General features: G+C 64.1%; 26 protein-coding genes. 18 read left to right on the plus strand and 8 right to left on the minus strand.

Translation table 11 applies throughout. From position 1 onward, the window contains the following. The first annotated feature begins 156 nt into the window (after positions 1–156). From BMI91_RS06765 to BMI91_RS06780, 4 genes are read left to right on the plus strand one after another with little or no spacing between them, the layout of a single operon-like run. Entirely contained in the window at positions 157–1,809 is a 1,653-nt protein-coding gene (locus tag BMI91_RS06765) for an OpgD/OpgG family glucan biosynthesis protein (RefSeq protein WP_078604367.1), read from the plus strand. Next, positions 1,806–2,018 carry a hypothetical protein gene (locus tag BMI91_RS06770; RefSeq protein ID WP_078540302.1) on the plus strand — a complete coding sequence of 71 codons (213 nt, stop codon included), beginning with the start codon at positions 1,806–1,808 and terminating at the stop codon, positions 2,016–2,018. Before BMI91_RS06765 ends, BMI91_RS06770 begins: the two co-directional genes overlap by 4 nt. A 1-nt stretch (position 2,019) precedes the next feature. After that, positions 2,020–3,834, plus strand: a complete 1,815-nt coding sequence (gene mdoH, locus BMI91_RS06775; RefSeq protein ID WP_078604368.1) for a glucans biosynthesis glucosyltransferase MdoH — start codon at positions 2,020–2,022, stop codon at positions 3,832–3,834. After that, positions 3,827–5,023 (plus strand): OpgC family protein, encoded by a 1,197-nt coding sequence (locus BMI91_RS06780; RefSeq protein ID WP_244176567.1) that lies wholly within the window; start codon positions 3,827–3,829, stop codon positions 5,021–5,023. The genes mdoH and BMI91_RS06780 overlap by 8 nt, the downstream gene beginning before the upstream one ends. A gap of 13 nt (positions 5,024–5,036) precedes the next feature. On the opposite strand, the gene BMI91_RS06785 is transcribed toward BMI91_RS06780, so the two are convergent. Beyond that, positions 5,037–5,933 (minus strand): LysR family transcriptional regulator, encoded by an 897-nt coding sequence (locus BMI91_RS06785; protein WP_078540305.1) that lies wholly within the window; start codon positions 5,931–5,933, stop codon positions 5,037–5,039. A gap of 123 nt (positions 5,934–6,056) precedes the next feature. Between BMI91_RS06785 and BMI91_RS06790 the strand changes: the two genes are divergently transcribed. The 11 genes from BMI91_RS06790 to rpmE all read left to right on the plus strand — a co-directional run bounded on the left by BMI91_RS06790 (position 6,057) and on the right by rpmE (position 13,362). After that, positions 6,057–6,629, plus strand: a complete 573-nt coding sequence (locus BMI91_RS06790; RefSeq protein ID WP_078604369.1) for an FMN-dependent NADH-azoreductase — start codon at positions 6,057–6,059, stop codon at positions 6,627–6,629. 204 nt (positions 6,630–6,833) lie between these two features. Further along, on the plus strand, positions 6,834–8,333 hold the full coding sequence (gene ffh / locus BMI91_RS06795; RefSeq protein WP_078545077.1) for a signal recognition particle protein: 1,500 nt from the start codon (positions 6,834–6,836) through the stop codon (positions 8,331–8,333). A gap of 4 nt (positions 8,334–8,337) precedes the next feature. After that, a complete protein-coding gene (locus BMI91_RS06800; RefSeq protein ID WP_078545075.1) occupies positions 8,338–8,880 on the plus strand; it encodes a GNAT family N-acetyltransferase in 543 nt (180 codons plus the stop codon). Continuing rightward, positions 8,877–9,173 carry a chorismate mutase gene (locus BMI91_RS06805; RefSeq protein ID WP_078545072.1) on the plus strand — a complete coding sequence of 99 codons (297 nt, stop codon included), beginning with the start codon at positions 8,877–8,879 and terminating at the stop codon, positions 9,171–9,173. The genes BMI91_RS06800 and BMI91_RS06805 overlap by 4 nt, the downstream gene beginning before the upstream one ends. Before the next feature lie 45 nt (positions 9,174–9,218). Further along, a complete protein-coding gene (rpsP, locus tag BMI91_RS06810; protein ID WP_078540310.1) occupies positions 9,219–9,593 on the plus strand; it encodes a 30S ribosomal protein S16 in 375 nt (124 codons plus the stop codon). Between the two features lie 83 nt (positions 9,594–9,676). Then, positions 9,677–10,183, plus strand: coding sequence for a ribosome maturation factor RimM (rimM, locus tag BMI91_RS06815; RefSeq protein ID WP_078522034.1), 507 nt, complete (start codon positions 9,677–9,679; stop codon positions 10,181–10,183). 4 nt (positions 10,184–10,187) lie between these two features. Continuing rightward, complete coding sequence (locus BMI91_RS06820; RefSeq protein ID WP_078604370.1) at positions 10,188–11,003, plus strand: hypothetical protein; 816 nt, start codon at positions 10,188–10,190, stop codon at positions 11,001–11,003. Next, complete coding sequence (gene trmD, locus BMI91_RS06825; protein ID WP_078604371.1) at positions 10,996–11,805, plus strand: tRNA (guanosine(37)-N1)-methyltransferase TrmD; 810 nt, start codon at positions 10,996–10,998, stop codon at positions 11,803–11,805. Before BMI91_RS06820 ends, trmD begins: the two co-directional genes overlap by 8 nt. Before the next feature lie 99 nt (positions 11,806–11,904). After that, on the plus strand, positions 11,905–12,435 hold the full coding sequence (locus tag BMI91_RS06830; protein ID WP_078604372.1) for an AbiU2 domain-containing protein: 531 nt from the start codon (positions 11,905–11,907) through the stop codon (positions 12,433–12,435). Positions 12,436–12,751: 316 nt separating this feature from the next. After that, complete coding sequence (gene rplS / locus BMI91_RS06835; RefSeq protein ID WP_075775806.1) at positions 12,752–13,129, plus strand: 50S ribosomal protein L19; 378 nt, start codon at positions 12,752–12,754, stop codon at positions 13,127–13,129. 11 nt (positions 13,130–13,140) lie between these two features. Further along, the gene (rpmE, locus tag BMI91_RS06840) at positions 13,141–13,362 is read left to right on the plus strand and encodes a 50S ribosomal protein L31 (protein ID WP_078522037.1); all 222 of its coding nucleotides are present in this window, start codon (positions 13,141–13,143) and stop codon (positions 13,360–13,362) included. An 84-nt stretch (positions 13,363–13,446) separates the two neighbouring features. On the opposite strand, the gene BMI91_RS06845 is transcribed toward rpmE, so the two are convergent. Next, positions 13,447–14,157: a YoaK family protein gene (locus BMI91_RS06845; RefSeq protein WP_158522110.1), complete on the minus strand. Its 711-nt coding sequence runs from the start codon at positions 14,155–14,157 to the stop codon at positions 13,447–13,449. 164 nt (positions 14,158–14,321) lie between these two features. Here BMI91_RS06845 and BMI91_RS06850 point away from each other — a divergent pair, with 164 nt between their 5' ends. Next, entirely contained in the window at positions 14,322–14,783 is a 462-nt protein-coding gene (locus BMI91_RS06850; protein ID WP_078604374.1) for a GNAT family N-acetyltransferase, read from the plus strand. A 101-nt stretch (positions 14,784–14,884) separates the two neighbouring features. Beyond that, positions 14,885–16,594, plus strand: a complete 1,710-nt coding sequence (gene metG / locus BMI91_RS06855) for a methionine--tRNA ligase (protein WP_078604375.1) — start codon at positions 14,885–14,887, stop codon at positions 16,592–16,594. 142 nt (positions 16,595–16,736) lie between these two features. Here metG and BMI91_RS06860 read toward each other — a convergent pair whose 3' ends face one another. The 4 genes from BMI91_RS06860 to argC all read right to left on the minus strand — a co-directional run bounded on the left by BMI91_RS06860 (position 16,737) and on the right by argC (position 19,454). Continuing rightward, positions 16,737–17,231, minus strand: coding sequence for a holin family protein (locus BMI91_RS06860; RefSeq protein WP_078604376.1), 495 nt, complete (start codon positions 17,229–17,231; stop codon positions 16,737–16,739). Continuing rightward, positions 17,222–17,833 (minus strand): holin-associated N-acetylmuramidase, encoded by a 612-nt coding sequence (locus BMI91_RS06865; RefSeq protein WP_078604377.1) that lies wholly within the window; start codon positions 17,831–17,833, stop codon positions 17,222–17,224. The genes BMI91_RS06860 and BMI91_RS06865 overlap by 10 nt, the downstream gene beginning before the upstream one ends. Positions 17,834–17,918: 85 nt before the next feature. Further along, on the minus strand, positions 17,919–18,362 hold the full coding sequence (ccmE, locus tag BMI91_RS06870) for a cytochrome c maturation protein CcmE (RefSeq protein WP_078522044.1): 444 nt from the start codon (positions 18,360–18,362) through the stop codon (positions 17,919–17,921). A 63-nt stretch (positions 18,363–18,425) separates the two neighbouring features. Then, positions 18,426–19,454 carry an N-acetyl-gamma-glutamyl-phosphate reductase gene (gene argC, locus BMI91_RS06875; RefSeq protein ID WP_078604378.1) on the minus strand — a complete coding sequence of 343 codons (1,029 nt, stop codon included), beginning with the start codon at positions 19,452–19,454 and terminating at the stop codon, positions 18,426–18,428. 103 nt (positions 19,455–19,557) lie between these two features. Here argC and BMI91_RS06880 point away from each other — a divergent pair, with 103 nt between their 5' ends. Next, positions 19,558–20,373, plus strand: coding sequence for a DUF805 domain-containing protein (locus BMI91_RS06880; RefSeq protein ID WP_078604379.1), 816 nt, complete (start codon positions 19,558–19,560; stop codon positions 20,371–20,373). A gap of 18 nt (positions 20,374–20,391) precedes the next feature. On the opposite strand, the gene murI is transcribed toward BMI91_RS06880, so the two are convergent. Together murI and BMI91_RS06890 are read right to left on the minus strand one after the other, a co-directional pair. Then, the gene (murI, locus tag BMI91_RS06885; RefSeq protein ID WP_078604380.1) at positions 20,392–21,204 is read right to left on the minus strand and encodes a glutamate racemase; all 813 of its coding nucleotides are present in this window, start codon (positions 21,202–21,204) and stop codon (positions 20,392–20,394) included. 40 nt (positions 21,205–21,244) lie between these two features. Beyond that, positions 21,245–22,147, minus strand: coding sequence for a lysophospholipid acyltransferase family protein (locus BMI91_RS06890; RefSeq protein ID WP_093476894.1), 903 nt, complete (start codon positions 22,145–22,147; stop codon positions 21,245–21,247). Positions 22,148–22,158: the final 11 nt, after the last annotated feature.

The following is a 22,158-nucleotide window of genomic DNA, read 5'->3' on the forward strand; positions in this document are numbered from 1 at the left end:
ATGGATGGGCGATGTTATGCGAGAATCGCATGGCTCGGCCCTGTCCGCCCGATGGGCCTCGCATACCCTCTTGCAGTTTTTCCGGGCATGTGGCTATGCAAATTGCAGCACGGCGGTTTTTCTCCGTGCGAAGCGACTGTAATCGCAGGGAAACAGATGCCTAATCCCCGCACTGTGCAAGTGCCCCAATTCTCCCGCCGGCAGCTCCTCGCCGCCGGTTCCGCTTTTGGCGCGTTCGCCGCCGCGGGAGGCTGGCCCGGTCATGCGCTCGCGCAAGATAGCGCCGCCCCGGCCGAACCCGCCACCGCTCCCGCCCCGACCCCCGCCGCACCGCAGCAATCGCCGTTTTCTTTCGACGATCTCGCGGCACGGATGCAGAAGGCCGCGAAGGGAGACGCCGTGCCGCCCGAGACCAGCTCGGCCGATTTCCTGAGCAAGCTGGACTACGACAGCTATCGGATGATCCGCTTCGATCCGGACAAGTCGCGCTTCGAGGATATCGAGGACACGCGCTTCGAGTTGCAGGCCTTCCATCTGGGCTGGCTGTTCAAAGAGCCGGTGCATCTCTCCAGCGTCGAGAACGGGCAAGCGAGCCCGATGAATTTCTCGACCGACGATTTCATCTACCAGAGCAAAGCCCGCAAGATCGTGCCCGAACATGCCGATCTGCCGGGCATCGCGGGCTTCCGGCTGAACACGCCGCTCAATCGCCCCGATGTCATGGACGAGCTGATCGCGTTTCAGGGCGCGTCCTATTTCCGCGCGCTCGGCCGGGGTTCGGCCTATGGCCTTTCGGCCCGCGGGCTGGCCGTGAACACCGGCGTCTCAGTCGCCGAAGAATTTCCGCGTTTCACCCAGTTCTGGGTCGAGACGCCGACCTCGGGCGCGACCTCGATCACCGTCTTCGCCGAGATGCACTCCGCCTCGCTGACGGGGGCCTACAAATTCGTCATCACCCCGGGCGAGGCGACCTCGGTCGACGTGACCGCGCGGCTCTTCATCCGCGAGGATATCCAGCAGCTCGGCGTCGCGCCGCTGACCTCAATGTTCCTCTACGGACCGCGCAACCGGCATAATTTCGACGACTACCGCCCGCGCGTGCATGACAGCGACGGGCTGGCGATCGAACAGGCCGATGGCGACAAGCTGTGGCGCCCGCTGCAGAACCCGAACAAGCTCGCCTCCTCCTATTTCGCCGAGAGCGCGCCGCAGAGCTTCGGCCTCTATCAGCGCGAGCGCGAATTCGATCACTATCAGGACGCCTCGGCCCGCTACGAGCGCCGCCCCTCGGTCCGCGTGACGCCACAAGGCGACTGGGGCAAGGGCATGGTTCGGCTGGTCGAGATCCCCTCGAAACTCGAGGTGAACGACAATATCGTCGCCTTCTGGGTGCCCGAAGCTCCGGCAAAAGCAGGCGATGCGCTGGAATTCGCCTATCGGCTGGAATGGGGCGATCTGCCCCCCGATCCGAGCGATCAGCGCGCCTATGTGGACCAGACATGGGCCGGGACCGGCGGTGTCTCGGGCGTCGAAAACACCAAGGGCACCCGGAAATTCGTCATTGATTTCAAGGGCGGAGAGATTTCGCGCCTGCCGGCTTCGGCCGTCGACGAAATCAAACCGGTCACCCACGCGAACAAGGGCAAGATCGAAACGCAGACCCTTTCGAAGGTCGAACAGGACAATGTCTGGCGTCTCGTTCTGGATATTTCCGCCGATGGCGACGCGCCCGTGGAACTCTCTGCCACTCTTGCTGGTTTTGGACGGAACCTCTCCGAGACCTGGCTCTACCAGTGGACCAAAACATGATTTCACATTTGACGCTGCCGGAAGTGCCGGCGCTGACCGACCAGCCGCGCGCCCAGCGCCGGCTGTCGCCCGAAGACCTCGTTGCCGGGCCCGCCGCGCTGCCGGTGGCCCCGATGGCCATGCCTGCGCAACAGATCGAACCCGATCTTCGGCTGAGTACCCGGCTCGCCCGGATGCTGACCCGCCGCCCGGTCGGGGAAGGCACCTGACATGTCCGCGCTCGCGCGTCCTCGCGGCGCATTGCTGATCGGCCTGCGCGCTCTGGCGCTCGGGCTCGCTGCGCTTGCGGGTATCGGCGCCTTCGTTCTGTTCATTCAGTTCGGCCAGGCCGACGGCTTGCAGACGCTCGACGTTGTGCGCGCGCTTCTGATCCTGATCTCGACGCTCTGGCTCGCCTGGGGCGCGGTGCAGGCGCTGATCGGGCTGACCTCGCGCGCCGAGCCGCCGCCGCGCGTGGACCCGCATGCGCGCATCCAAGGCCGTACGGTCGTGTTGGTGCCGGTCTATAACGAGGACCCGGTCTCCACCTTCTCGCGCGTGGCCGCGATGGATGCCTCGCTCGCCGCGACCGGCGACGACGCGGAGGTGCATTTCGCGATCCTCTCGGACACCCGCAAGGACGACATCGCCCAGCGCGAGGTGCAGGTCTTCGCCCATCTCGTCGAAGAGCGTGACGCGCTTGGCCGGTTCTTCTATCGCCGCCGCACCAACAACGTGGGCAAGAAGGCCGGCAATATCGAGGATTTCATCACCCGCTCCGGCGCGGCCTATGATTTCGCACTGATCCTCGATGCCGACAGCCTGATGGAAGGCGAAACGATCCTGCAGATGATCCGCCGGATCGAGGCCGAACCGCGCCTAGGCCTGTTGCAGACCCTGCCGAAAGTGGTGCGGGGAAGCTCGCGCTTCGCCCGTGCGATGCAATTCTCGGCCAGCTTCTTCTCGCCCGTTTTCGCGCGTGGCCTTGCGATGCTGCAGGGCAAGACCGGCCCGTTCTGGGGCCACAACGCCATCGTGCGCACCCGCGCCTTTGCCGAAAGCTGCGGCCTGCCCGCGCTGAAGGGCCAGCCGCCTTTCGGTGGGCATGTGATGAGCCACGACTATGTCGAGGCGGCACTTCTGGCGCGCAACGGCTGGCTCGTGCGGCTCGACGACGATCTGGAGGGCTCGTTCGAGGAAGGCCCCGAGAATATCGTCGATCATGCCAAGCGCGACCGCCGCTGGTGTCAGGGCAACCTGCAACATGCTCGCATCATCGGCGCACCGGGGCTGCGCGGCTGGTCGCGGTTCGTCTTTGCGCAGGGCATCATGGCCTATATCGCGCCGCTGTTCTGGCTGGGCTTTCTCGTGGCCTCGGTCGCGGCGCCATTGTTCATGCCGCCGCCGGATTACTTCCCCGAGCCCTATTGGCCCTTCCCCTATTTCCCGCCGTCGGAGGCCTCGAAAGCGATCGGCCTCGCCATCGGCATCTTCGGGCTTCTGCTGGTGCCGAAACTGCTGATCGCAGGGCGCGCCGCGATGAACGGCACAGCGCGCGGTTTCGGCGGCGGCAACATCGCCTTCGCTTCGACGCTGAGCGAATTGCTGTTCTCCTCGCTCACGGCTCCGGTGCTGCTGGCCTTTGCCACGCGCTCGGTCTTTCAAGTGCTTTTCGGCGCGGATGGCGGCTGGCCCACCAACAACCGCGGCGACGGACGGCTGAGCGTGGCCGACGGGTTCACCGCGGCGTGGTGGATCGTGGCGATCGGTGCTGCGGGCCTTGCCGTCACATGGTGGCTCGCGCCGGGTCTGCTGTTCTGGCTGCTGCCGGTGGGGCTGCCGATGATCGCCGCACCGTGGCTGATCTCGTGGTCGTCGCAGCCGTCGCGCTCGCAGCTGATGCTAGTGCCCAGCGAAATCGACACGCCGCGCATCCTGCGTCTGCACGATGCGATCTTCACCCGCTGGGAAAACGCTTTCCCGGCCCCCGAGGGCGACCGCGCCGGTTTCGCGGACGCCCCTCACCGGAGCCCCGCACATGCGTAACATCGCGCTGATGAAACCCGGGCGCGACCTGCGGATCGACCTGTTCCGCGGCCTCGCGCTGGTGATGATCTATATCGATCACATCCCGGGCAATCTCTACGAGAACTTCACCTCCCGCAATCTGGGCTTCTCGGATGCGGCGGAGGGCTTCGTCTTCATGTCCGGCCTTGCCGCCGCGCTGGCTTACGGTCCGGCGCTGGCGAAGGGACTGAGCTGGGAAGGCACCTCGCGGCTCTGGGGCCGGGCGTGGCTTCTCTACCTCGTGCATATCCTGACCGCCGTCTGGGCGATCGCGATCGTCTCGGCCGCCGTGCAGTTCTGGGGCAACGAGGCGATGCTGTCCAAGAACGCGATGAAGATCTATGGCACCGACCCGTTCGGCTTCCTGATCGGGATTGCCACGCTGGGCCACCAGCTGGGCTATGTGAACATCCTACCGATGTATATGGCGCTCCTGTTGATGGCGCCCGCGCTGATCCGGATCGGACAGCGCAGCAAATTGGCGCTGCTGGCGACCTCGGTCGGGCTTTGGGTGGCAACGGGGCTGTTCCGGCTGAACCTGCCGAACTACCCGATGGAGGGCGGCTGGTTCTTCAATCCGCTGGCGTGGCAACTCGTGTTCAGCCTCGGCATCCTGACCGGGCTGTCGCTGCGCCAAGGCAAGCGGCTCGTGCCGGTGAAAAGCTGGATCATCGCCCTCGCGGCGGGCTGGCTGGCGCTGACCTTCGTCTGGATTCACAACGGCTGGATGCTGAAGAATTTCGGCCACGCGGTCTGGCAGTTGCGCCAGTGGAACGTGCCCTTCTTCATCGCGGGTTTCGACAAGACCTTCGTGTCGCTTCCTCGCCTGTCGCACCTGCTGGCGCTCGCCTACATCCTGTCGCTGCCGGGGTTCATCCCGCGCATCGCCGAGGCGCGCGTGTTGGAGCCGATCCGGATGCTGGGACGCCACTCGCTGCCAATCTTCGCACTCGGCACGGTGCTGGCAATCGCGGGCCAGACGGTGAAGCAGGTGCATCCGGGCGGGTTCTGGCAGGATACGCTGCTGATCTTCGGCGGGCTCGCGCTGCAATTCGCCTTCGCCTACGGGCGCGACAATTTCGGCGCGAAGGCCGTGGCGCGACGTCGGAAGGCGCGCGAAGAGGCGGAGCCCGCACCGGCCCCCGTACGGCTGCACGCAGCCGAATAGCTCAGTTCTGAAGTCAACTCAGGATCAGACCGTCCGAACGTGCGGCCTGCTCCTTGATCGCCTTCACGGCGGCCTGAACCTTCGGCGTCCGGTGCAGGTCGACATGGGTCACCAGCCACAGGTTGGTATCCCAGGTATCGTAGGGCTTCACCACCTCTTCGAGCGTCGGATCGGCACGGCCCATCGGCACGGTCAGGAAACCCAAACCAAGCCCCGCCTTGATCGCGTCGACCTGGCTTTCATGCTCGTTCGCGCGGAACACGACCTGCTCGTCCGGCACATTGTCGCGCAGCCAGCGATAGAACGGCGCGCGGCTGTCGCGGTTGTCGTTCGAGACGAAGCGATGCTTGGCGAGCTCTTCCTTGGAGCGCGGAATCCCGAAGCGCTCGACATAGGCGTGGCTCGCGTAGAGCGCGTTCTGCATCCGGCCCAGCGACTGCACCACGTTGTCAGGCTCGGTCGGGCGGTTACCGGCGCGGATCGCGACATGCGCCTCGCCATATTCCAGCCGGAACACGCGCTGATCGGTGAGATAGCGCAGACGCAGCCCGGAATATTCGCCCAAGAGCTTTTCCATCGCGGGCAGAACAAGCACCGAAACCGCGGTCAGCGACGTCACGATCAATTCGCCCGTGACTTCGTCGCCCGCGCCCGCGATCCGGGCGGCGAGCTGGCTGAACTGGTCCTCGGTCGCCTGCCCGACCGAGAGCAATTGCTGCCCCGCTTCGGTCGGCGTGTAGCCACGCGGATGGCGCTGGAACAACTTCGTGCCCAGCTTGTCTTCCAAGGCATCGACATGGCGGATCACCGTCGCGTGGTGAACCCCCAAGACTTCGGCCGCGCCCGAAACCGTGCCGATCCGCGCCACATGGAAAGCGGTGCGAATTTCATCCCAACTGTCAAAGCTCATGCTGTGCATCCGTGAACATAATCTGCTCGATCATGCCCGTTGCGTTCTGGATTGCAAGAGACAAGTAAGGTGCAGAACGAAATTCACGACCCCACATCGAACACGTTTTACGGAGTCCTCCCCATGACCAAGACCCTGCGTATCGACAGCTCCATCAAGGGCGACGCGTCGATCTCCAAACGCCTCACCGACAAGATCGTCGAGCGTCTCGGCGGCGACGTCACCACCCGCGATGCGACCACCATTCCCACCATCGACGGAGCATGGATCGGCGCAGCCTACACCCCCGCCGACCAGCGCAGCGACGAGCAGAAAGAGCTGCTCGCCCTGTCCGACGAGCTGATCGCGGAAGTGAAAGCCGCCGACACGATCGTCATCGGTTGCGGCGTCTACAACTTCGGCGTCACCGGCCCGCTCAAGCACTGGATCGACATGGTCTGCCGCGTGGGCGAGACCTTCCGCTACACCGAGGCTGGCCCCGAGGGCCTCGCCGGTCCGAAGCGCGTTGTCATCGCCTACTCCTCGGGCGGCGTGCCGCAGGGCTCCGCCTTCGATTTCGCAACGCCCTACATCAAGCAGGTTCTGGGCTTCATCGGCATCACCGACGTGACCGTGGTGGCAGCCGAGGGCGTGAACCTCGACGAAGATGCGGCGATCGCCAAGGCCGAGACCCAGATCATCGAACTCGCAGCCTGATCTCCAGTCTGCAAAGACGTCCCTACCTCCCCCGACTGGCCCCGTGGTTGACTCCGCGGGGCCTTTGTCATAGTTCACGCGAGATTTCCCCGGAGGACGAATCCCTCCGGTCCCGGCATGAGGTCGGGATCGCCACCAGTCAGCGCGTTGCGCCCACTGGTGCGCTTGTCGTTTGTCCCGGCCCCAATCACAGGAGGGTGGCCCATGTTCGAAAGTCTATCAGAGCGCCTAGGTGGCGTCTTCGACCGGCTGACCAAACAAGGTGCGCTTTCCGCCGATGACGTGAAAACGGCCATGCGCGAAGTGCGCGTCGCGCTTCTCGAAGCCGACGTTTCGCTTCCGGTCGCCCGCCAGTTCATCAAGTCGGTCGAGGGCAAGGCCACCGGCGCTGCGGTCACCAAATCGGTCACGCCGGGCCAGCAGGTCGTCAAGATCGTCCATGACGAGCTGATCAAGATGCTCGCGGGCGAAGAGGCCGCCGATGCGCTGAAGATCGACAACCCGCCCGCGCCGATCCTGATGGTCGGTCTGCAGGGCTCGGGTAAGACCACCACGACCGCCAAGCTCGCCAAGCGTCTCAAGGACCGCGAAGGCAAGCGCGTGCTGATGGCCTCGCTCGACACCAACCGCCCCGCCGCAATGGAGCAGCTGCAGATCCTCGGCACCCAGATCGGCGTCGACACGCTGCCGATCGTGAAGGGCGAAAGCGCCGTGCAGATCGCCAAGCGCGCGAAGCAGCAGGCGACACTCGGCGGCTATGACGTCTACATGCTCGACACCGCGGGCCGTCTGCATATCGACGAAGTGCTGATGGACGAGGTTCAGGCGGTGCGCGATGTCGCGAACCCGCGTGAGACCCTCCTCGTTGTCGATGGCCTGACCGGTCAGGACGCGGTGAACGTCGCGACCGAGTTCGACGAGAAGGTCGGCGTCTCGGGCGTCGTTCTGACCCGGATGGACGGCGACGGTCGCGGCGGTGCGGCGCTCTCGATGCGCGCGGTCACCGGCAAGCCGATCCGCTTCGTGGGCCTGGGCGAGAAGATGGACGCGCTCGAGACCTTCGAGGCCGAGCGCATCGCGGGCCGCATCCTCGGCATGGGCGATATCGTCGCCCTCGTGGAGCGCGCGCAGGAAACGCTGGAACAGGAACAGGCGGAGCGCATGGCCAAGCGCTTCCAGAAGGGCCTGTTCAACATGAACGACATGAAGAACCAGCTTGAGCAGATGATCAAGATGGGCGGGATGCAGGGCGTCATGGGGATGATGCCGGGCATGTCGAAATACGCCAAGCAGGCCGAAGATGCGGGCCTGAACGACAAGACGATCACCCACCAGATCGCACTCATCAACTCGATGACCAAGAAAGAGCGCGCCAACCCGCAGATCCTTCAGGCGAGCCGCAAGAAGCGCATCGCGGCGGGCGCAGGCCTTGAGGTGTCCGACCTCAACAAGCTGCTGAAGATGCACCGCCAGATGTCCGACTCGATGAAGAAGCTCTCGAAGATGGGCAAGGGCGGCATGATGAAACAGGCGATGAAGATGATGGGCGGCAAGGGCGGCGGTGCGCCGGATCTGGCCAACATGGATCCCGCCGAGGTCGAAGCCGCGGCGAAGGCGATGGGCGGCAAGATGCCCAAGGGCGGCATGCCCGGTCTGGGCGGCGCGCTGCCGCCGGGCCTGTCGGGTTTCGGCAAGAAGAAGTGATCCGATGACCGTCGCGCTCTCCCCCACCCCTGTTCTCGAGACCGAGCGTCTCGTGCTCCGCGCCCCGAAGGCTGCGGACTGGGAAGCATGGCGCGATTTCTACATGTCCGAGCGCAGCCACTGGTTCCGCCCGGTGAAGGAGCCGACTCCGGAAGCCGCATGGCGCAGTTTTGCTGCGATCACCGGCCATTGGGTTCTGCGCGGCTGGGGCATGTTCGTGATGACCGAGCGCGGCTCGGATCAGGGTTTCGGGGCGCTTGGCCCCTGGATGCCCGAGAGCTGGCCCGAGGCCGAGATCGCCTGGTCGGTCTGGTCGCAGGACGCCGAAGGCAAGGGCTACGTGGCCGAGGCCGCGCGCGCGGTGATCGCGCATGCGTTTGGCGCCCTGAACTGGTCGACCGCGGTCAGCTATATCGATCCGAACAACACCCGTTCGACCGCGTTGGCCGAGCGTCTGGGCGCGCGCCCCGACCCGCAGGCCGCCTATCCCGGGGAGCCGCCGATCGTCGTCTGGCGTCACCCCGCACCGAAGGAGGCCGCCGCATGAGCGATTCAACCACCCGTGCCGCTGAGTTGCTGAAAGAGCATCGCGACAGCATCGACCGGCTCGATGCGGTGATGATCTACACGCTGGCCGAACGCTTTGCCCAGACGCAGGCCGTCGGCAAGCTGAAGGCAGAGCACGACCTTCCGCCCTCCGATCCCGATCGGGAGGCCAAGCAGATCGCCCGGCTCGAAAAGCTGGCGAGCGATTCCGGGCTCGACCCGGAATTCGCGAAGAAGTTCCTCAATTTCGTGATTTCGGAAGTGATCCGGCATCACGAGAAATTCCAGAAATGACGGGCCATCCGGCCCATCACCAGCCATCCAAAGGAGACAACTGACATGGCTATGAAAATCCGCCTCGCTCGTGGGGGTTCCAAGAAGCGTCCGTTCTATTCGATCGTCGCTACCGACTCGCGCATGCCGCGTGACGGCCGCTTCCTCGAGAAGCTGGGCACCTACAACCCGCTGCTGCCGAAAGACAGCGAAGACCGCGTGAAGATGAACATTGAGCGCGTGAAGTACTGGCTCGACCAGGGCGCGCAGCCGACCGATCGCATCGCGCGCTTCCTCGAAGCCGCTGGCGAGCGCAGCAAGCCGACCCGCGCCAACATGAAGAAAGCCGTTCCGGGCAAGAAAGCCCAGGAGCGCGCCGAACAGCGTGCCGCCAAGGCCGCCGAGGCGAACGCCGCTGAAGAAGCACCCGCCGAAGAATAATCGGCAGCTATGGATGGCTGGCGGGCCGGGCGCGATATGTGCCCGGCCCCTGCCCCATCCGATCTAGCACAGAGGATCGCATCATGACCCAACCCGAACGCGTCTGCGTGGGTGCCATTGCCGGAGCTTTCGGCGTGCAGGGCGAAGTGCGCCTCAAGAGTTTCTGCGCCGAACCCGAGGATATCGTGGGCTACGCCCCGCTTTATACCGAAGACGGCGCGCGCCAGTTCGACGTGACGCTGACGCGGGGCCTGAAGAACGGGCTTGGCGCACGGCTGTCGGGTGTGGCCACCAAGGAAGAGGCCGATGCGCTGCGCGGCGTGACCCTCTGGGCCGACCGCGACAAGCTGCCCTCGCTTCCTGACGACGAATTCTACCATGCCGACCTGATCGGGCTGACGGTGGTCGATACCGGCGGCACCAAGATCGGCACCGTGCGCGCGGTCCACAATCACGGCGCGGGCGACATTCTCGAAATTTTCGCGCCCGGGCGCAAACAGGCGCTGCTACTGCCCTTCACCAAGGCCATCGTGCCGACCGTGGACCTCGCCGCGCAGCGTATCGTCGCCGACCCGCCCGAGGATCTGTGAGCGGATGCGTGTGATCGTCCATCCGGGCTTTCACAAGACCGGCACCTCCACGATCCAGACCGGACTGCGCGAAGTCAGCGCCCATCTGCCAGATTGGGCGATTGCGCTCCGCGAAGATATTCCCGACGCAGCCGCCGCAGCCCGCGCCTTTTCACTGACCCGCGATCCGTTCGAATTAGGGCTCTATCAGGCCGCGCTGGCCAGTTGGGCCGACGCTCTCCCCGAAGACACCACGCAGGCTGTGATTTCCATCGAAGGGCTCGCAGGCCACATGCCGGGCCGCGATGGCGTGCTGGACTATTCGGCAACGCCGGAACTGATGGGCGCCTTGGCTGAAGTCTTCCACGCGAAATACGAAGATGCGCTGGAGTTGCAGCTGTTTCTGACCACCCGCGAAAAGACTGCGTGGATCGAGAGCCTGCATTGGCAGCATGTGCGCAGCGGCATGTTGACGGACACGCTCGACAGCTTCCGCACCCGGCTGTCGGGCTTCGACCTCGCCCCCGTTCTGCGCGAGATCGTGAGCACTGTGGACCCCGCCCCGGTGACATGGGTGATGCTCGACGAAGCCCGCGACAATCCCCACGGCCCGCTGACGCCGCTCCTCGATCTGATGGGCGTCCCCCTAGAGGTGCGCGCGTCGCTGGGCCTCGGGATTACGGCCAATGCGCGCCCCCGGAGCGTGGACCGGGCGGCGCTGGCCGACCAACTCGCCGCAATCAACGCGGAAGGGTTGCCGCGCGAGGCCACAAAAGAGAAAAAGCGCGCCATATTGCGGGCAGCATGGCGCGAAGAGGCAGAGGCGAAATCCGATGAGTGACGACAAACCCAAGCTCGCGACCAAGTCGCATGGCCGCCTGACGATCTCGCCGACGCGCAAGCCCAGTTCGCTTATGGACGAGCCACCGCGGCTGAAAGGCGCGTGGACCGCGAAGATCGTCACGCTATTCCCCGAAGCCTTCCCCGGCACGCTGGGCCTGAGCCTTCTGGGCCGCGCCCGCGATCTGGGCCTCTGGGCGCTGGAGACGATCGACCTGCGCCCCTTCGGCATCGGCAAGCACCGCAACGTCGACGACACCCCCGCCGGCGGCGGCGCGGGCATGGTGCTGCGCGCCGATGTTGTGGGCGAGGCGCTCAAGCAGGCCGCCCACGGCACGCCGGATGACCGCGCGCGCTGGCCGGTCGTCTATCTCTCGCCGCGCGGCAAGCCGCTGACGCAGGAGATGGCGCGCCGCTTTGCCGAGGCCGACGGCATGACGCTTCTCTGCGGGCGGTTCGAAGGCGTGGACGAGCGCGTGCTGGAACATTTCGGCGTCGAGGAAGTCTCGATCGGCGATTTCGTCCTGACGGGTGGCGAGGTGGCCGCCCAAGTGCTGATCGACGCCACCGTGCGGCTGCTGCCGGGCGTTCTGGGCAATGCCGAGAGCGCTGTCGAGGAAAGCCATTCCAGCGGGCTGCTGGAGCATCCCCAATACACCCGCCCCGCCGAATGGGAAGGCCGTTCGATCCCCGAAGTGCTCACCTCGGGCAACCACAAGAAGATCGAAGACTGGCGCCGCGAGATGAGCGAAAAGCTCACGCAGGAGCGGCGGCCGGATTTGTGGGAGAAGCGTGGGGAGTAGAACATGCAGGATTGTAAACTGCAATTTCTCAAAGTTTTGTAAAGTGAAGCGGCGGCCTATGGAATTCGAAAAATGAAGAGGGATAATTCATCGCATAATATGGAAATGGAAGAATATTTTGGCAAGCTGAGAGAAAATCTCGTTTATGCCGATTTATCTTTGATGCAGTTACGTGTCGTCTCGATACGCCTTTCTAACAGAACACAGCTGCCCAACGAATTGCGCGTGAACCTTGAAGTTCAAGAGCAGGCACTGAAAGACATGCTTGTACTTGGGCTTGCTCGACTATTTGACAAGAAGGGAAGTAAATCAGAACGCATTTCGATACCTAACATCCTAGGCAACGACGCAATAGCTCTCAACGAAGATCTCAAAATAAAATTAAATGAATTAATGAGAGCCGAGCTTTTAGGTAAACTAAAAAATGTCAGAGATAAAATCGTAGCTCATTCGCTTTCAGATGCCTTCGACGTTCGGTTTCAAATGGATGACGCTCAGAATTTAATTGATAGATGCTATGACTTGTTGACTGAAATCTTCCACCACAACAAACCCCATGAGCGACTGGCTCGGCAGGACTTGAAAATCTATGTGAAACGATGGCACGAAATGACCAAAGCGTGGGAGTGACTTCAGTCTTGCAAACGTTGGCGTCTTAAAGGCAAGTCATCGTCCACCCCCACTTCCCCCTTGATCCGTTACCCATTTCCCCGTAATACGCGCGGGTCCGGAGCCGGAATCGGCCCTCGGACCCTTTTTCTGTTGCCCGGCGGAGCCTTCTTCGGTCCGCGACACGGCACCGGCGAAGGGCGCAAAAAGCGAAAGACGACCTGAAACCTCCCGCGGGCGCGAACCTGAAAAGGCGACCGGACCCGATGAAGACGCGGAGCTCTGAGGCGGCGAAACCTTCACGGGACAAACCGTGAGCATGTGAAAGGACGTTGCGATGAACCTGATCGCACAGCTCGAGGCGGAACAAATCGCCGAGCTCAACAAGACCATCCCGGATTTCAAAGCCGGTGACACCATTCGCGTCGGCTACAAAGTGACCGAAGGCACCCGTTCGCGCGTGCAGGCCTATGAAGGCGTCTGCATCTCGCGCAAGGGCGGCGACACGCTGGCGGCTTCGTTCACCGTGCGTAAGATCTCCTTCGGCGAAGGCGTGGAGCGTGTGTTCCCGCTCTATTCGACCAACATCGACTCGATCGAAGTGGTCCGCCGTGGCCGCGTGCGTCGCGCCAAGCTGTACTACCTGCGCGCTCGTCGCGGTAAGTCGGCTCGTATCGCCGAAGACACCCACTACAAGCCCAAAGCTGCGAAATAAGGAGCGGGACGATGAAAGCCGAAACCCATCCCGACTACCACACGATCACCGTCAAGATGACCGACGGGACCGAGTATCAGACCCGCTCGACCTGGGGCTCCGAGGGCGACACCCTCACCCTCGACATCGACCCGACCTCGCACCCGGCGTGGAACGGTGGTTCGTCGCGCCTCATGGACACCGGTGGTCGCGTGTCGAAGTTCAAGAACAAGTATGCCGGCCTCGGCTTCTGAGCCTGAGCTGCATGACTGTTACGGAAAAGGGCGCCTCGCGGGCGCCCTTTTTCATGCGCGCCCCTGCGCTCACAGCGGCAAGGCTCACCGCCCCCCGCGATAGACCTTGCGCAGCTCCGGCACGGCGATGACGATCAGCAGCGCCGCCGCCAGCGCGAAGACCATCGGGCCGATGCGCTCATATCCCAGCACGCCTGCAATCCCGCCCGCGAAGAAGGAGCACAGCGTCGCGACATGCAGCAGGAGCCGCGAGCGAAGCACCTGCCTGGCCTCGGCATCGCGTGCGCCCGGCAAAAGCGCCGCAAGCTCCAGCCCCAGATCGGTCGCGATGCCGGACACATGGCTTGTGCGCACCCGCCCGTCCGAGATTTTCGTGCTCGCTGCGTTCTGCAGCCCCATCAGGAAGCTGAGCCCGATCATCATCAGATGCTCGCTCATCGCCGCGGCCCAAACCATGTCGAGGATCGTCAGTACGATCAGCAGCGCGGCCTCCAGCAGGATCGACAGCGCGTAGATCCCGTGCAACCTCCGGCGCTGCCCGACATCGATCAGCACCCCGGAGGCGAAGGCTCCGAAGACGAAGGCCAGAAGCAGCAGCAGGAACCAGATCGCCGTGCCGAACCGCCCCAGCGCGAGCAGGTCGGTCGCGGTCGAGACATTCCCGGTCATATTGGCCGAGAAATAGCCGAGCGCCCGGAACCCGGCCGCATTCACCGCACCCGCGACCAGCGCCAGCCAGACCGCCAGCGCGAGGTCGATCGAAACGCTCCGATCGTCTCCGGCATGTATCAGCACCGCTTGCCCCCTACGCTCGCTCCGCCTCGCCCCGACTATCGACGCCACCCGCGCAAAAGCAAGTCTTGGAGGCGTGGCGCGTGGCGCCTCGTTTCGTGATTTGCCCCCGAAAGGCCCCGCTTCCACAGTCACGCGCGATTTCAGTCAATTGATAGGAGCCGCCCGTGAGAACCCGAAACGCCACGCCCGCAGATGCCGCCGCCTTGGCCGACGTGCTCGAAGAGCTGGTGAGCTCGGGCCAGCGCAGCAAAGCCAGCGACGCGGAATTCGTGCGCTCGCATTATCTGGAACATCCCGACCTCATCCGCTGCGCGATCTGCGAGGATGAAGACGGCCAGGCCCTCGGCCTTCAATCGCTCAAACATGCGCGTGCGGGCAATCCCTACGGCACACCGGAAGGCTGGGGCATCATCGGCACGCATGTACGCCCCTCAGCCGCGCGGCGCGGTGTCGGGCGCCGATTGTGGGCCTGGAGCCTCAGCGCGGCACGCGGCGCAGGCCTTGTGAAGATCGAAGCCTATATCGGCGCAGAGAACGCCGCCGCGCTTGCCTATTACGGCCAAGCGGGCTTCGAGACATGGCGTGAAACCGACGGTGCGATCGGCAAGGTCTACACGCTCGACTGATCGCAAGGCCGCAAGCGGTGCGTCTCGGCGCTCCCCCCTAGCCCTTCCCATGATTCCCTAGTAAACCCGCGCTCAAACGCTCCACAGCAAGAGGGTCCTACATGGCGCGCCATCTCATTACCTCGGCCATTCCCTATATCAACGGCATCAAGCACCTCGGCAATCTCGTGGGCTCGCAGCTGCCGGCTGATCTCTTCGCCCGCTACCAGCGCGCGCGGGGCAACGAGGTGATGTTCATCTGCGCCACCGACGAGCACGGCACCCCCGCCGAACTGGCCGCCGCGAAAGCGGGCAAGCCGGTCGCCGAGTATTGCGCGGAGATGCATGAGGTGCAGGCGAAGATCGCGGAAGGCTTCCGGCTCAGCTTCGATCACTTCGGGCGCTCGTCCAGCCCGCAGAACCATCGCCTGACGCAGCATTTCGCGGTGAAGCTGGCCGAGGCGGGGCTGATCCGCGAAGTCTCGGAAACCCAGATGTATTCCAAGGCCGACGGGCGCTTCCTGCCCGACCGCTATATCGAGGGCACCTGCCCCAATTGCGGTTTCGAGAGCGCGCGCGGCGATCAATGCGACAACTGCACCAAGCAGCTCGACCCGGTGGACCTGATCAACCCGCATTCCACGATTTCCGGCTCGACCGATCTGGAGATGCGCGGGACCAAGCACCTGTTCCTGCGCCAGTCGGCTATGAAGGATCGGCTGGATGCGTGGATCGACAGCAAGTCCGACTGGCCGGTGCTGACCACCTCGATCGCGAAGAAATGGCTCCATGACGGCGACGGGCTGCAGGACCGCGGCATCACCCGCGACCTCAGCTGGGGCGTGCCCGCGCAATTCGAGGGTGCGCCGTGGTCGGGCATGGAAGGCAAGGTCTTCTACGTCTGGTTCGACGCGCCGATCGAATATATCGCCGCGACCGAGGAATGGACCGAGAAGACCGGCGGCGACTGGGAGCGCTGGTGGCGCACCGACAAGGGCGCCGACGACGTCACCTACACCCAGTTCATGGGCAAGGATAACGTGCCCTTCCACACGCTCTCGTTCCCCGCGACGATCCTCGGCTCGGGCGAGCCGTGGAAGCTCGTGGATTACATCAAGTCGTTCAACTACCTGAACTACGATGGCGGCCAGTTCTCGACCTCGCGCGGTCGCGGCGTCTTCATGGATCAGGCGCTGGAGCTTCTGCCCGCCGATTACTGGCGCTGGTGGCTTCTGTCCCACGCGCCGGAAAGCGCGGATGCCGAATTCACCTGGGAGAACTTCCAGGTCTCGGCGAACAAGGACCTCGCCGATGTGCTGGGCAACTTCGTCAGCCGGATCACCAAGTTCACCCGCTCGAAATTCGGCGAGGCGATCCCGGAAGGCGGCAGCTGGGGCGCGCAGGAAGCGGCCCTGATCGAGGATCTGACCACCCGCATCCGCGCCTACGAGACGCATATGGAAGAGAAGGATATCCGCAAGGCGGCGATGGAGCTTCGCGGAATCTGGGTCGCGGGCAACGAATACCTGCAGGCATCGGCACCGTGGTCTGTGTTCAAGACCGATCCCGATCAGGCAGCGGCCATCGCACGGCTCGCGCTCAACCTGATCCCGATCTATGCGGTGCTCTCGGCCCCCTTCATTCCCGACGCGGCGAAGATCATGCTCGAGGCGATGGGCGACGAGGATCGCGGCTGGCCGGGCGATGTGAAAACGGCGCTCGAAGCGCTGCCCGCAGGCCACGCCTTCACCACGCCCGAGGTGCTCTTCCGCAAGATCACGGATGACGAGCGCGAAGAGTGGCAGGAACGCTTCGCAGGCACCCGCGACTGAGACGCATCAGGGGCTCTGCCCCTCTTCGCTTTCGCGAATTCACCCCGGGATATTTGACCAAGAGCGAAGACAGCCCCCGCGCGTTTCTTCGCTCTTTCGAAATATCCCGGGGGGCTCCCACAGGGAGCGGGGGCAGAGCCCCCTACTCGTCCTGTTTCTTGAGCGACCGCCAAGCGGAGAGCGCCGCGTTTTCCTCGACCGGAGGCGTCGCGAGAGCGTCAGGCGGCTTCGGCAGAGCCGTCTTCATCCGGAAGTAATGCGCCTCGCGCGCGCCGAAATAGAAGCTGACCACCGCGCCCAGAAGCCACCAGAGCGGCTCCGGGACGTAGCTCAGCCCGACCATGCGTTGCGCGAAGGCGACCGGGTCGAGCATCGCATAGACGAAAAGCCCCACGATCCCGAAGGCGAGCACCGGGCGCGGCAGGCGATTGAGGCCGTTCACGATCCGATCGAAGCGACCGGGTCGGATATATTCGAACTCGGCCCCGTGCTCCTGAAGGGCCGCAATATAGGCGGCCTGCGCGGCCTCGAGTTTCTTCGTGGCATTGGGCACGAAGACCTCCGCCACCGAGCTGGCCGCCTCGCCCGCCGCCTTCACCGTGCCCGCACCGCCGAGCAGTTTCTCGATCATGCCCATTTCGCCACCCGCTTGCGATGCTCGCCCTCGGTGAGGTGAAAGCGTGGTGAGATGAACTCCTCGGCGCGGCGGATCCAGCCGCCCTTCGCGCCCGCGCGCGTCGTTGCGTATTTGCGGCTGGCCGGCCGTGCATCGGCGATGCGGTAGTAGTAGTTGCGCCGCGCGATTCCGTAGGCATCGGCGAAGTAGCCGGGCGCGGCTGCATCGGCGAGTTCGGCGGCGGCGATGGTCTGCGGGCCGATGATCCCGTCCACCACGACTCGCTGGCCCATGTCGCCCAACAGACGCTGCAGGATGACGACCGCATTGCCGCCTGCGTTCACATACATGTCGAAGACCGAGGTCTGCACCGAGGGCGGCAGCCGGTCGATGTGCGGGTTCTTGTAGTAATGCTCGATGAAAATCTCGGCGGCCTGTGCGGTGTCGAGCGCGCGGACATCCATCTCGTCCACCCGGCCATCACCGGTCAGATCGCGCCCCAACCGGCGCAGGGTTCCGAGCGTGACGCCGTGCTTGGTCGCACCGCCCGGATCGTCCGGATCATCGACATAACCGCCTTCGCGCGCGACGATCTCCGCCGCGATCTGGGTGACCGATTTCATGGCCTGCCTCCGTTGATGACAACGTCAGGCAGGCTCGGGCCGTGCGATTAAGAGGGCAAAAAGAGAGCGTTCGCCGGGGTTGCGATCAGGAGGACGGGCCCTCGTAGACGCCCTGTTCCTTCAGCGCATCGACGACTTCCTTGGGCATGTAATTCTCGTCGTGCTTGGCGAGAATCTCGGAGGCGACGAACGTGTCGCCTTCCATCTTGCCCGTACCGATCATGCCCTGACCCTCTTTGAAGAGGTCCGGCAGGACGCCCGCGAATTTCACCGGGACGGTCGCGCCGCCATCGGTGACCTTGAATTCGATGACCTCGCCCTGACCGCGCTTGAGCGAGCCTTTCTCGACAAGCCCGCCAAGGCGGAACACCTCGCCGGGCTGCGGCGGTTCGGTGGCAAGCTGCGAAGGCGCACGGAAGAAGTTGATGCCACTGCGCATCGAGTACCCGATCGTGCCGGTCGCGATCACCAAGGCCAGCGCGGCCACGCTGAGCACCTGGATACGACGTTTCTTCTTCAGACTCTTCATCTCTTCGCCTCCTCAGATGCCGCTTCGTCTACCTTACCGCGCCGGCCGTGCCATTGACGCGGATCAAGGGAAGACGGGGGCGAGCATCAGCCCTTCGCTTTCCTCCAGCCCGAGCATGAGGTTCGCGTTCTGGATCGCTTGTCCCGACGACCCCTTGCAGAGGTTGTCGATGGCCACGACCACGAGCGCGCGCCCGGGGATCCTGTCTCCTGATACACCAATATGGGCATAATTGGAGCCAGTTACAGACCTAGTGGACGGAACTGCGCCGAAAGGTAGCATCTCCATGAAGATTTCGTCCGCGTAGCGATCTGCCAGTGCCTTGTAGACGGCCTCGGGCTCGCCCTTCACATAGGCAGAGGCGAGGATGCCACGGTTGAAGGGTGCCAGATGCGGGGTGAACTGCACCATCACGGGGCGGCGCGCCAAGGCGCTGAATTCCTGATCGAATTCGCCTAGGTGACGGTGCTTTCCGCCTTGCGAATAGGGCGCGACACCGCCCGACAGCTCTGCGTGCAGCAGATTTTCCTTCAGCGAGCGGCCCGCGCCCGACACGCCGTTCTTAAGATCGAGGATGATGTCGTCGAGGTCGATCACCCCGGCTTCGATCAGCGGACGGATCGCGAATTGGCCCGCAGCGGCGTTACAGCCCGTGCCTGCCACCAGCCGCGCGTCGCGAATCGCATCGCGGTAGAACTCGGTCAGCCCGTAGACAGCCTCTTTCTGCAGCTCGACCGCGGCATGGGGCTTGCCATACCACTTCTCGTATTCGGCCGGATCGCGCAGCCGGAAATCGGCCGAGAGGTCCACGATCTTCAGATCGCGCGGCAGCTCCTTGATCACCGCCTGCGAGGTCGCATGCGGCAGCGCGCAGAAGGCCAGATCGACATTCGAGAAGTCGATCTCTTCGATCTTCACCAGATCGGGGAGGCCCAGATGGCGCAGATGCGGGAACACGTCGCCCATCGCCATACCGGCCTTTCGCTCGCCCGAGAGGGCCACGATTTCCATATTCGGATGGGTGGCGATCAGCCGGACGAGTTCGGCGCCGGTGTAGCCCGACGCGCCCAGAATCGCGATTTTCTTCGTCATATCAACCTCCGCGCTTGTCGCTCGGCTCTCCCTTACCCTAAGCTCACACTCAAATAAACTCCGTGTGAACCGGAGTGACGACCGACAGTGAACGAGGCAGGCCGTGGCAGAGCAATGGTATTACGCCGATGGGAAAGATCCCGTCGGTCCGTTCCCCGCAGAACATATGATGGATATGGTGCGGGCAGGTCGTATCAAGCCCGAAACGATGGTTTGGCAAGACGGAATGGAAGGATGGGAGCCTGCGGGCGATCACTTCTTCCGGCGAGCCCGGGACACTGCGGCCACGGGCGCCGACCCGCATAGCGGCGCGACGAATTACGCGGCCCGCATTGCGCAGCGCCATCAGCAGGAGGGCAAGCTCTCCTCCGCCGATCCCCGCGCCTATGCCGATGCCTCGATCGAACGCGAGCGCGCGAAGCGCGGGATTGGCTCGGACGGGATGTATGCCGGGGCGCCTGCGCGCGGCTTCTTCGAGGCGATCAAGGTCTGCTTCCGGAAATACGTGACCTTCAAAGGCCGGGCGAGCCGGTCGGAATATTGGTGGTTCGTGCTGTTCGTCACGCTGGCGGGGTTCGCGGGCGGCTTTGCGGAGGCCTCGATGGGTCAGGACGGGGCCGCAATCAGCGCGGTGATCTCCATCGCGACCTTCCTGCCCTCGGTCTCGGTAACGGTGCGCCGACTACATGACACGAACCGCTCTGGCTGGTGGTTCGGGCTTTACATCCTGATGAGCTTCCTGGGGGGCTTCGTGATCGCCTTCCTCGCCATCTCCTCGGGCATCCGAGACCCGGACGCCATTCTCGCGTCGATGGGAATGCTGACGATGCTCTGGGCCATTGTGATGCTGGTTTGGGGCATCATGCTCTTCGTCTTCATGCTGCTCAGGGGCACATACGGCGAAAACCGTTTCGGCTGACCCCTGAGGCGCGGCGGCTCAGGCCGCCTCGAACCGGATCGCGTAGCGCAGGAATTGCGTCGCGTGGCTCGACACCGAGGCTGGATCGCCGGTGGTCAGGAATTTCGAGTCCGTGCCCGTGCCTCTGAATTCGGGGCGACGCTCGAGGTAATCCGCGAGGCTTTCGGCCACCAGATTGGCTTGGCTGTAGACGTCCACGCTCGGGCCCAGCGCGTCCTGGAAGGTCTTCTGCATCAGCGGGTAATGGGTGCAGCCAAGGATCGCGGCCTCGGGCTTCGGCATCCGCCGCTTGAGCGCCTCGACATGGGATTTCACCAGCGCTTCGGCGAGAATTTCGTCGCCGGTCTCGATCGCATCGACCACGCCGCCGCAGGGTTGCGCCTCGACATCGACGCCAATCGCGCGGAAGGCCAGTTCGCGCTGGAACGCGCGGCTCGCCACCGTCGCGGGTGTCGCAAACAGCGCCACATGTTTCACCGCCACTTCGCGCGGCGGGGAGTTGTCGCCCCATTTGCGTTCGGTCAGCGCCTCGATCATCGGCACGAACACCCCCAGCACGCGCTTGCCCTCGGGGATCCAGGTCTCCTGCATCCGTTTCAACGCGGCGGCAGAGGCGGTGTTACAGGCGAGGATCACCAGATCACAGCCTTCCTCCCAGAGCCGTTCGACGCCCGCGCAGGTCAGGTTGAAGATGTCATCGGCATCGCGCACCCCGTAAGGCGCATGGGCGTTGTCGCCGTAATAGCAAAAGGCCATGTCCGGCAGCCGCTTGGCGCAGGCATCATAGACCGTCAGCCCGCCCAGACCTGAATCGAAAACGCCTATTGCCATGCTCGCGCCCCTCGCCCGTCCGGGCCGCATCGGGCGCCGGTCAGTTTCTATATTTCGCCTCGAACTCGAAGCCATAGCCGTAAGACTTCAAGGGAGTCGGCGACAAGTCATACGTCGCACGGCGCAGGAAATCCATCATCTGTTTCGGGCTCTCACGCAGCGGTGCGAGATCGACCTGCGGGATCGGCTCACCGACGCAGAGCCGCACCGGGCGATTGGCGTGGCGTTTGAACTCACGGATCATCAGCCCCATGCGCAGGCTGTAATGCAGATGGCTCGCCAGCTGGAACAGACGGCTGTTATGACCCTCGAAGAAAACCGGCACCACGGTCGCATCGGATTTCGCGATCATCTTGGCGGTGAAATTGCGCCAGCCCGGATCCATCGGCGCACCGAAGGGCTTGGCCGCAGTCGAGACCGTGCCGCCCGGAAACACTCCGATCGCACCGCCATCGCGGAGGTAGCGCAGTGCGTCCGAACGGGTGCGCAGATTGGCCTTCATGGCTTCTTTGGTTTCGGAGAAATCCACCGGCAGGATGATCCGGTCGATCTCTTCGGCGCGCTTGAAAACGTTGTGCGCGAGGATGCGAAAGTCGCCGCGGATGCGCGACAGCAGCAGGCCCATGATCAGCCCGTCGAGAATGCCGTAAGGGTGGTTGGCGATCAGCACCAGCGGCCCGGTCTGCGGGATATTGGCCAGCGCGCCGCGGGTCACGTCGATCTGCAGCCCGTAGCGCTCGGCCATCACCTGCCAGAAATCCGCGCCTTGCGCGATGTCGTGCTCGTAGCCGCGTGCTCGCCGGATCAACCCGATCCGTCCGGTCGCGTTCTCCATCGCGCGGATCAGAACCCGCGCGCCTTTCGAGCGCGCGGACCAAGCATAGGATATTTCCTGTGTGGCCTGGCGGACAGGCGTCCGGGGGGGCATCGGGGTGGCGGTCATCTCGAACCTCC

Source organism: Thioclava sediminum, from assembly GCF_002020355.1.
GTDB lineage: Bacteria > Pseudomonadota > Alphaproteobacteria > Rhodobacterales > Rhodobacteraceae > Thioclava > Thioclava sediminum.

Coding starts and splice junctions, on each gene's coding strand:
- BMI91_RS06790 (WP_078604369.1), top strand. CDS start 6,057: ATGACCAAGACCCTGCGTATCGACAGCTCCATCAAGGGCGACGCGTCG.
- BMI91_RS06805 (WP_078545072.1), top strand. CDS start 8,877: ATGAGCGATTCAACCACCCGTGCCGCTGAGTTGCTGAAAGAGCATCGC.
- BMI91_RS06800 (WP_078545075.1), top strand. CDS start 8,338: ATGACCGTCGCGCTCTCCCCCACCCCTGTTCTCGAGACCGAGCGTCTC.
- argC (WP_078604378.1), bottom strand. CDS start 19,454: ATGACGAAGAAAATCGCGATTCTGGGCGCGTCGGGCTACACCGGCGCC.
- BMI91_RS06785 (WP_078540305.1), bottom strand. CDS start 5,933: ATGAGCTTTGACAGTTGGGATGAAATTCGCACCGCTTTCCATGTGGCG.
- murI (WP_078604380.1), bottom strand. CDS start 21,204: ATGGCAATAGGCGTTTTCGATTCAGGTCTGGGCGGGCTGACGGTCTAT.
- BMI91_RS06765 (WP_078604367.1), top strand. CDS start 157: ATGCCTAATCCCCGCACTGTGCAAGTGCCCCAATTCTCCCGCCGGCAG.
- BMI91_RS06865 (WP_078604377.1), bottom strand. CDS start 17,833: ATGAAATCGGTCACCCAGATCGCGGCGGAGATCGTCGCGCGCGAAGGC.
- BMI91_RS06780 (WP_244176567.1), top strand. CDS start 3,827: ATGCGTAACATCGCGCTGATGAAACCCGGGCGCGACCTGCGGATCGAC.
- rplS (WP_075775806.1), top strand. CDS start 12,752: ATGAACCTGATCGCACAGCTCGAGGCGGAACAAATCGCCGAGCTCAAC.
- rpsP (WP_078540310.1), top strand. CDS start 9,219: ATGGCTATGAAAATCCGCCTCGCTCGTGGGGGTTCCAAGAAGCGTCCG.
- ccmE (WP_078522044.1), bottom strand. CDS start 18,362: ATGAAGAGTCTGAAGAAGAAACGTCGTATCCAGGTGCTCAGCGTGGCC.
- BMI91_RS06820 (WP_078604370.1), top strand. CDS start 10,188: ATGCGTGTGATCGTCCATCCGGGCTTTCACAAGACCGGCACCTCCACG.
- trmD (WP_078604371.1), top strand. CDS start 10,996: ATGAGTGACGACAAACCCAAGCTCGCGACCAAGTCGCATGGCCGCCTG.
- metG (WP_078604375.1), top strand. CDS start 14,885: ATGGCGCGCCATCTCATTACCTCGGCCATTCCCTATATCAACGGCATC.
- ffh (WP_078545077.1), top strand. CDS start 6,834: ATGTTCGAAAGTCTATCAGAGCGCCTAGGTGGCGTCTTCGACCGGCTG.
- BMI91_RS06770 (WP_078540302.1), top strand. CDS start 1,806: ATGATTTCACATTTGACGCTGCCGGAAGTGCCGGCGCTGACCGACCAG.
- rimM (WP_078522034.1), top strand. CDS start 9,677: ATGACCCAACCCGAACGCGTCTGCGTGGGTGCCATTGCCGGAGCTTTC.
- BMI91_RS06890 (WP_093476894.1), bottom strand. CDS start 22,147: ATGACCGCCACCCCGATGCCCCCCCGGACGCCTGTCCGCCAGGCCACA.
- BMI91_RS06860 (WP_078604376.1), bottom strand. CDS start 17,231: ATGGGCATGATCGAGAAACTGCTCGGCGGTGCGGGCACGGTGAAGGCG.
- mdoH (WP_078604368.1), top strand. CDS start 2,020: ATGTCCGCGCTCGCGCGTCCTCGCGGCGCATTGCTGATCGGCCTGCGC.
- BMI91_RS06830 (WP_078604372.1), top strand. CDS start 11,905: ATGGAAATGGAAGAATATTTTGGCAAGCTGAGAGAAAATCTCGTTTAT.
- rpmE (WP_078522037.1), top strand. CDS start 13,141: ATGAAAGCCGAAACCCATCCCGACTACCACACGATCACCGTCAAGATG.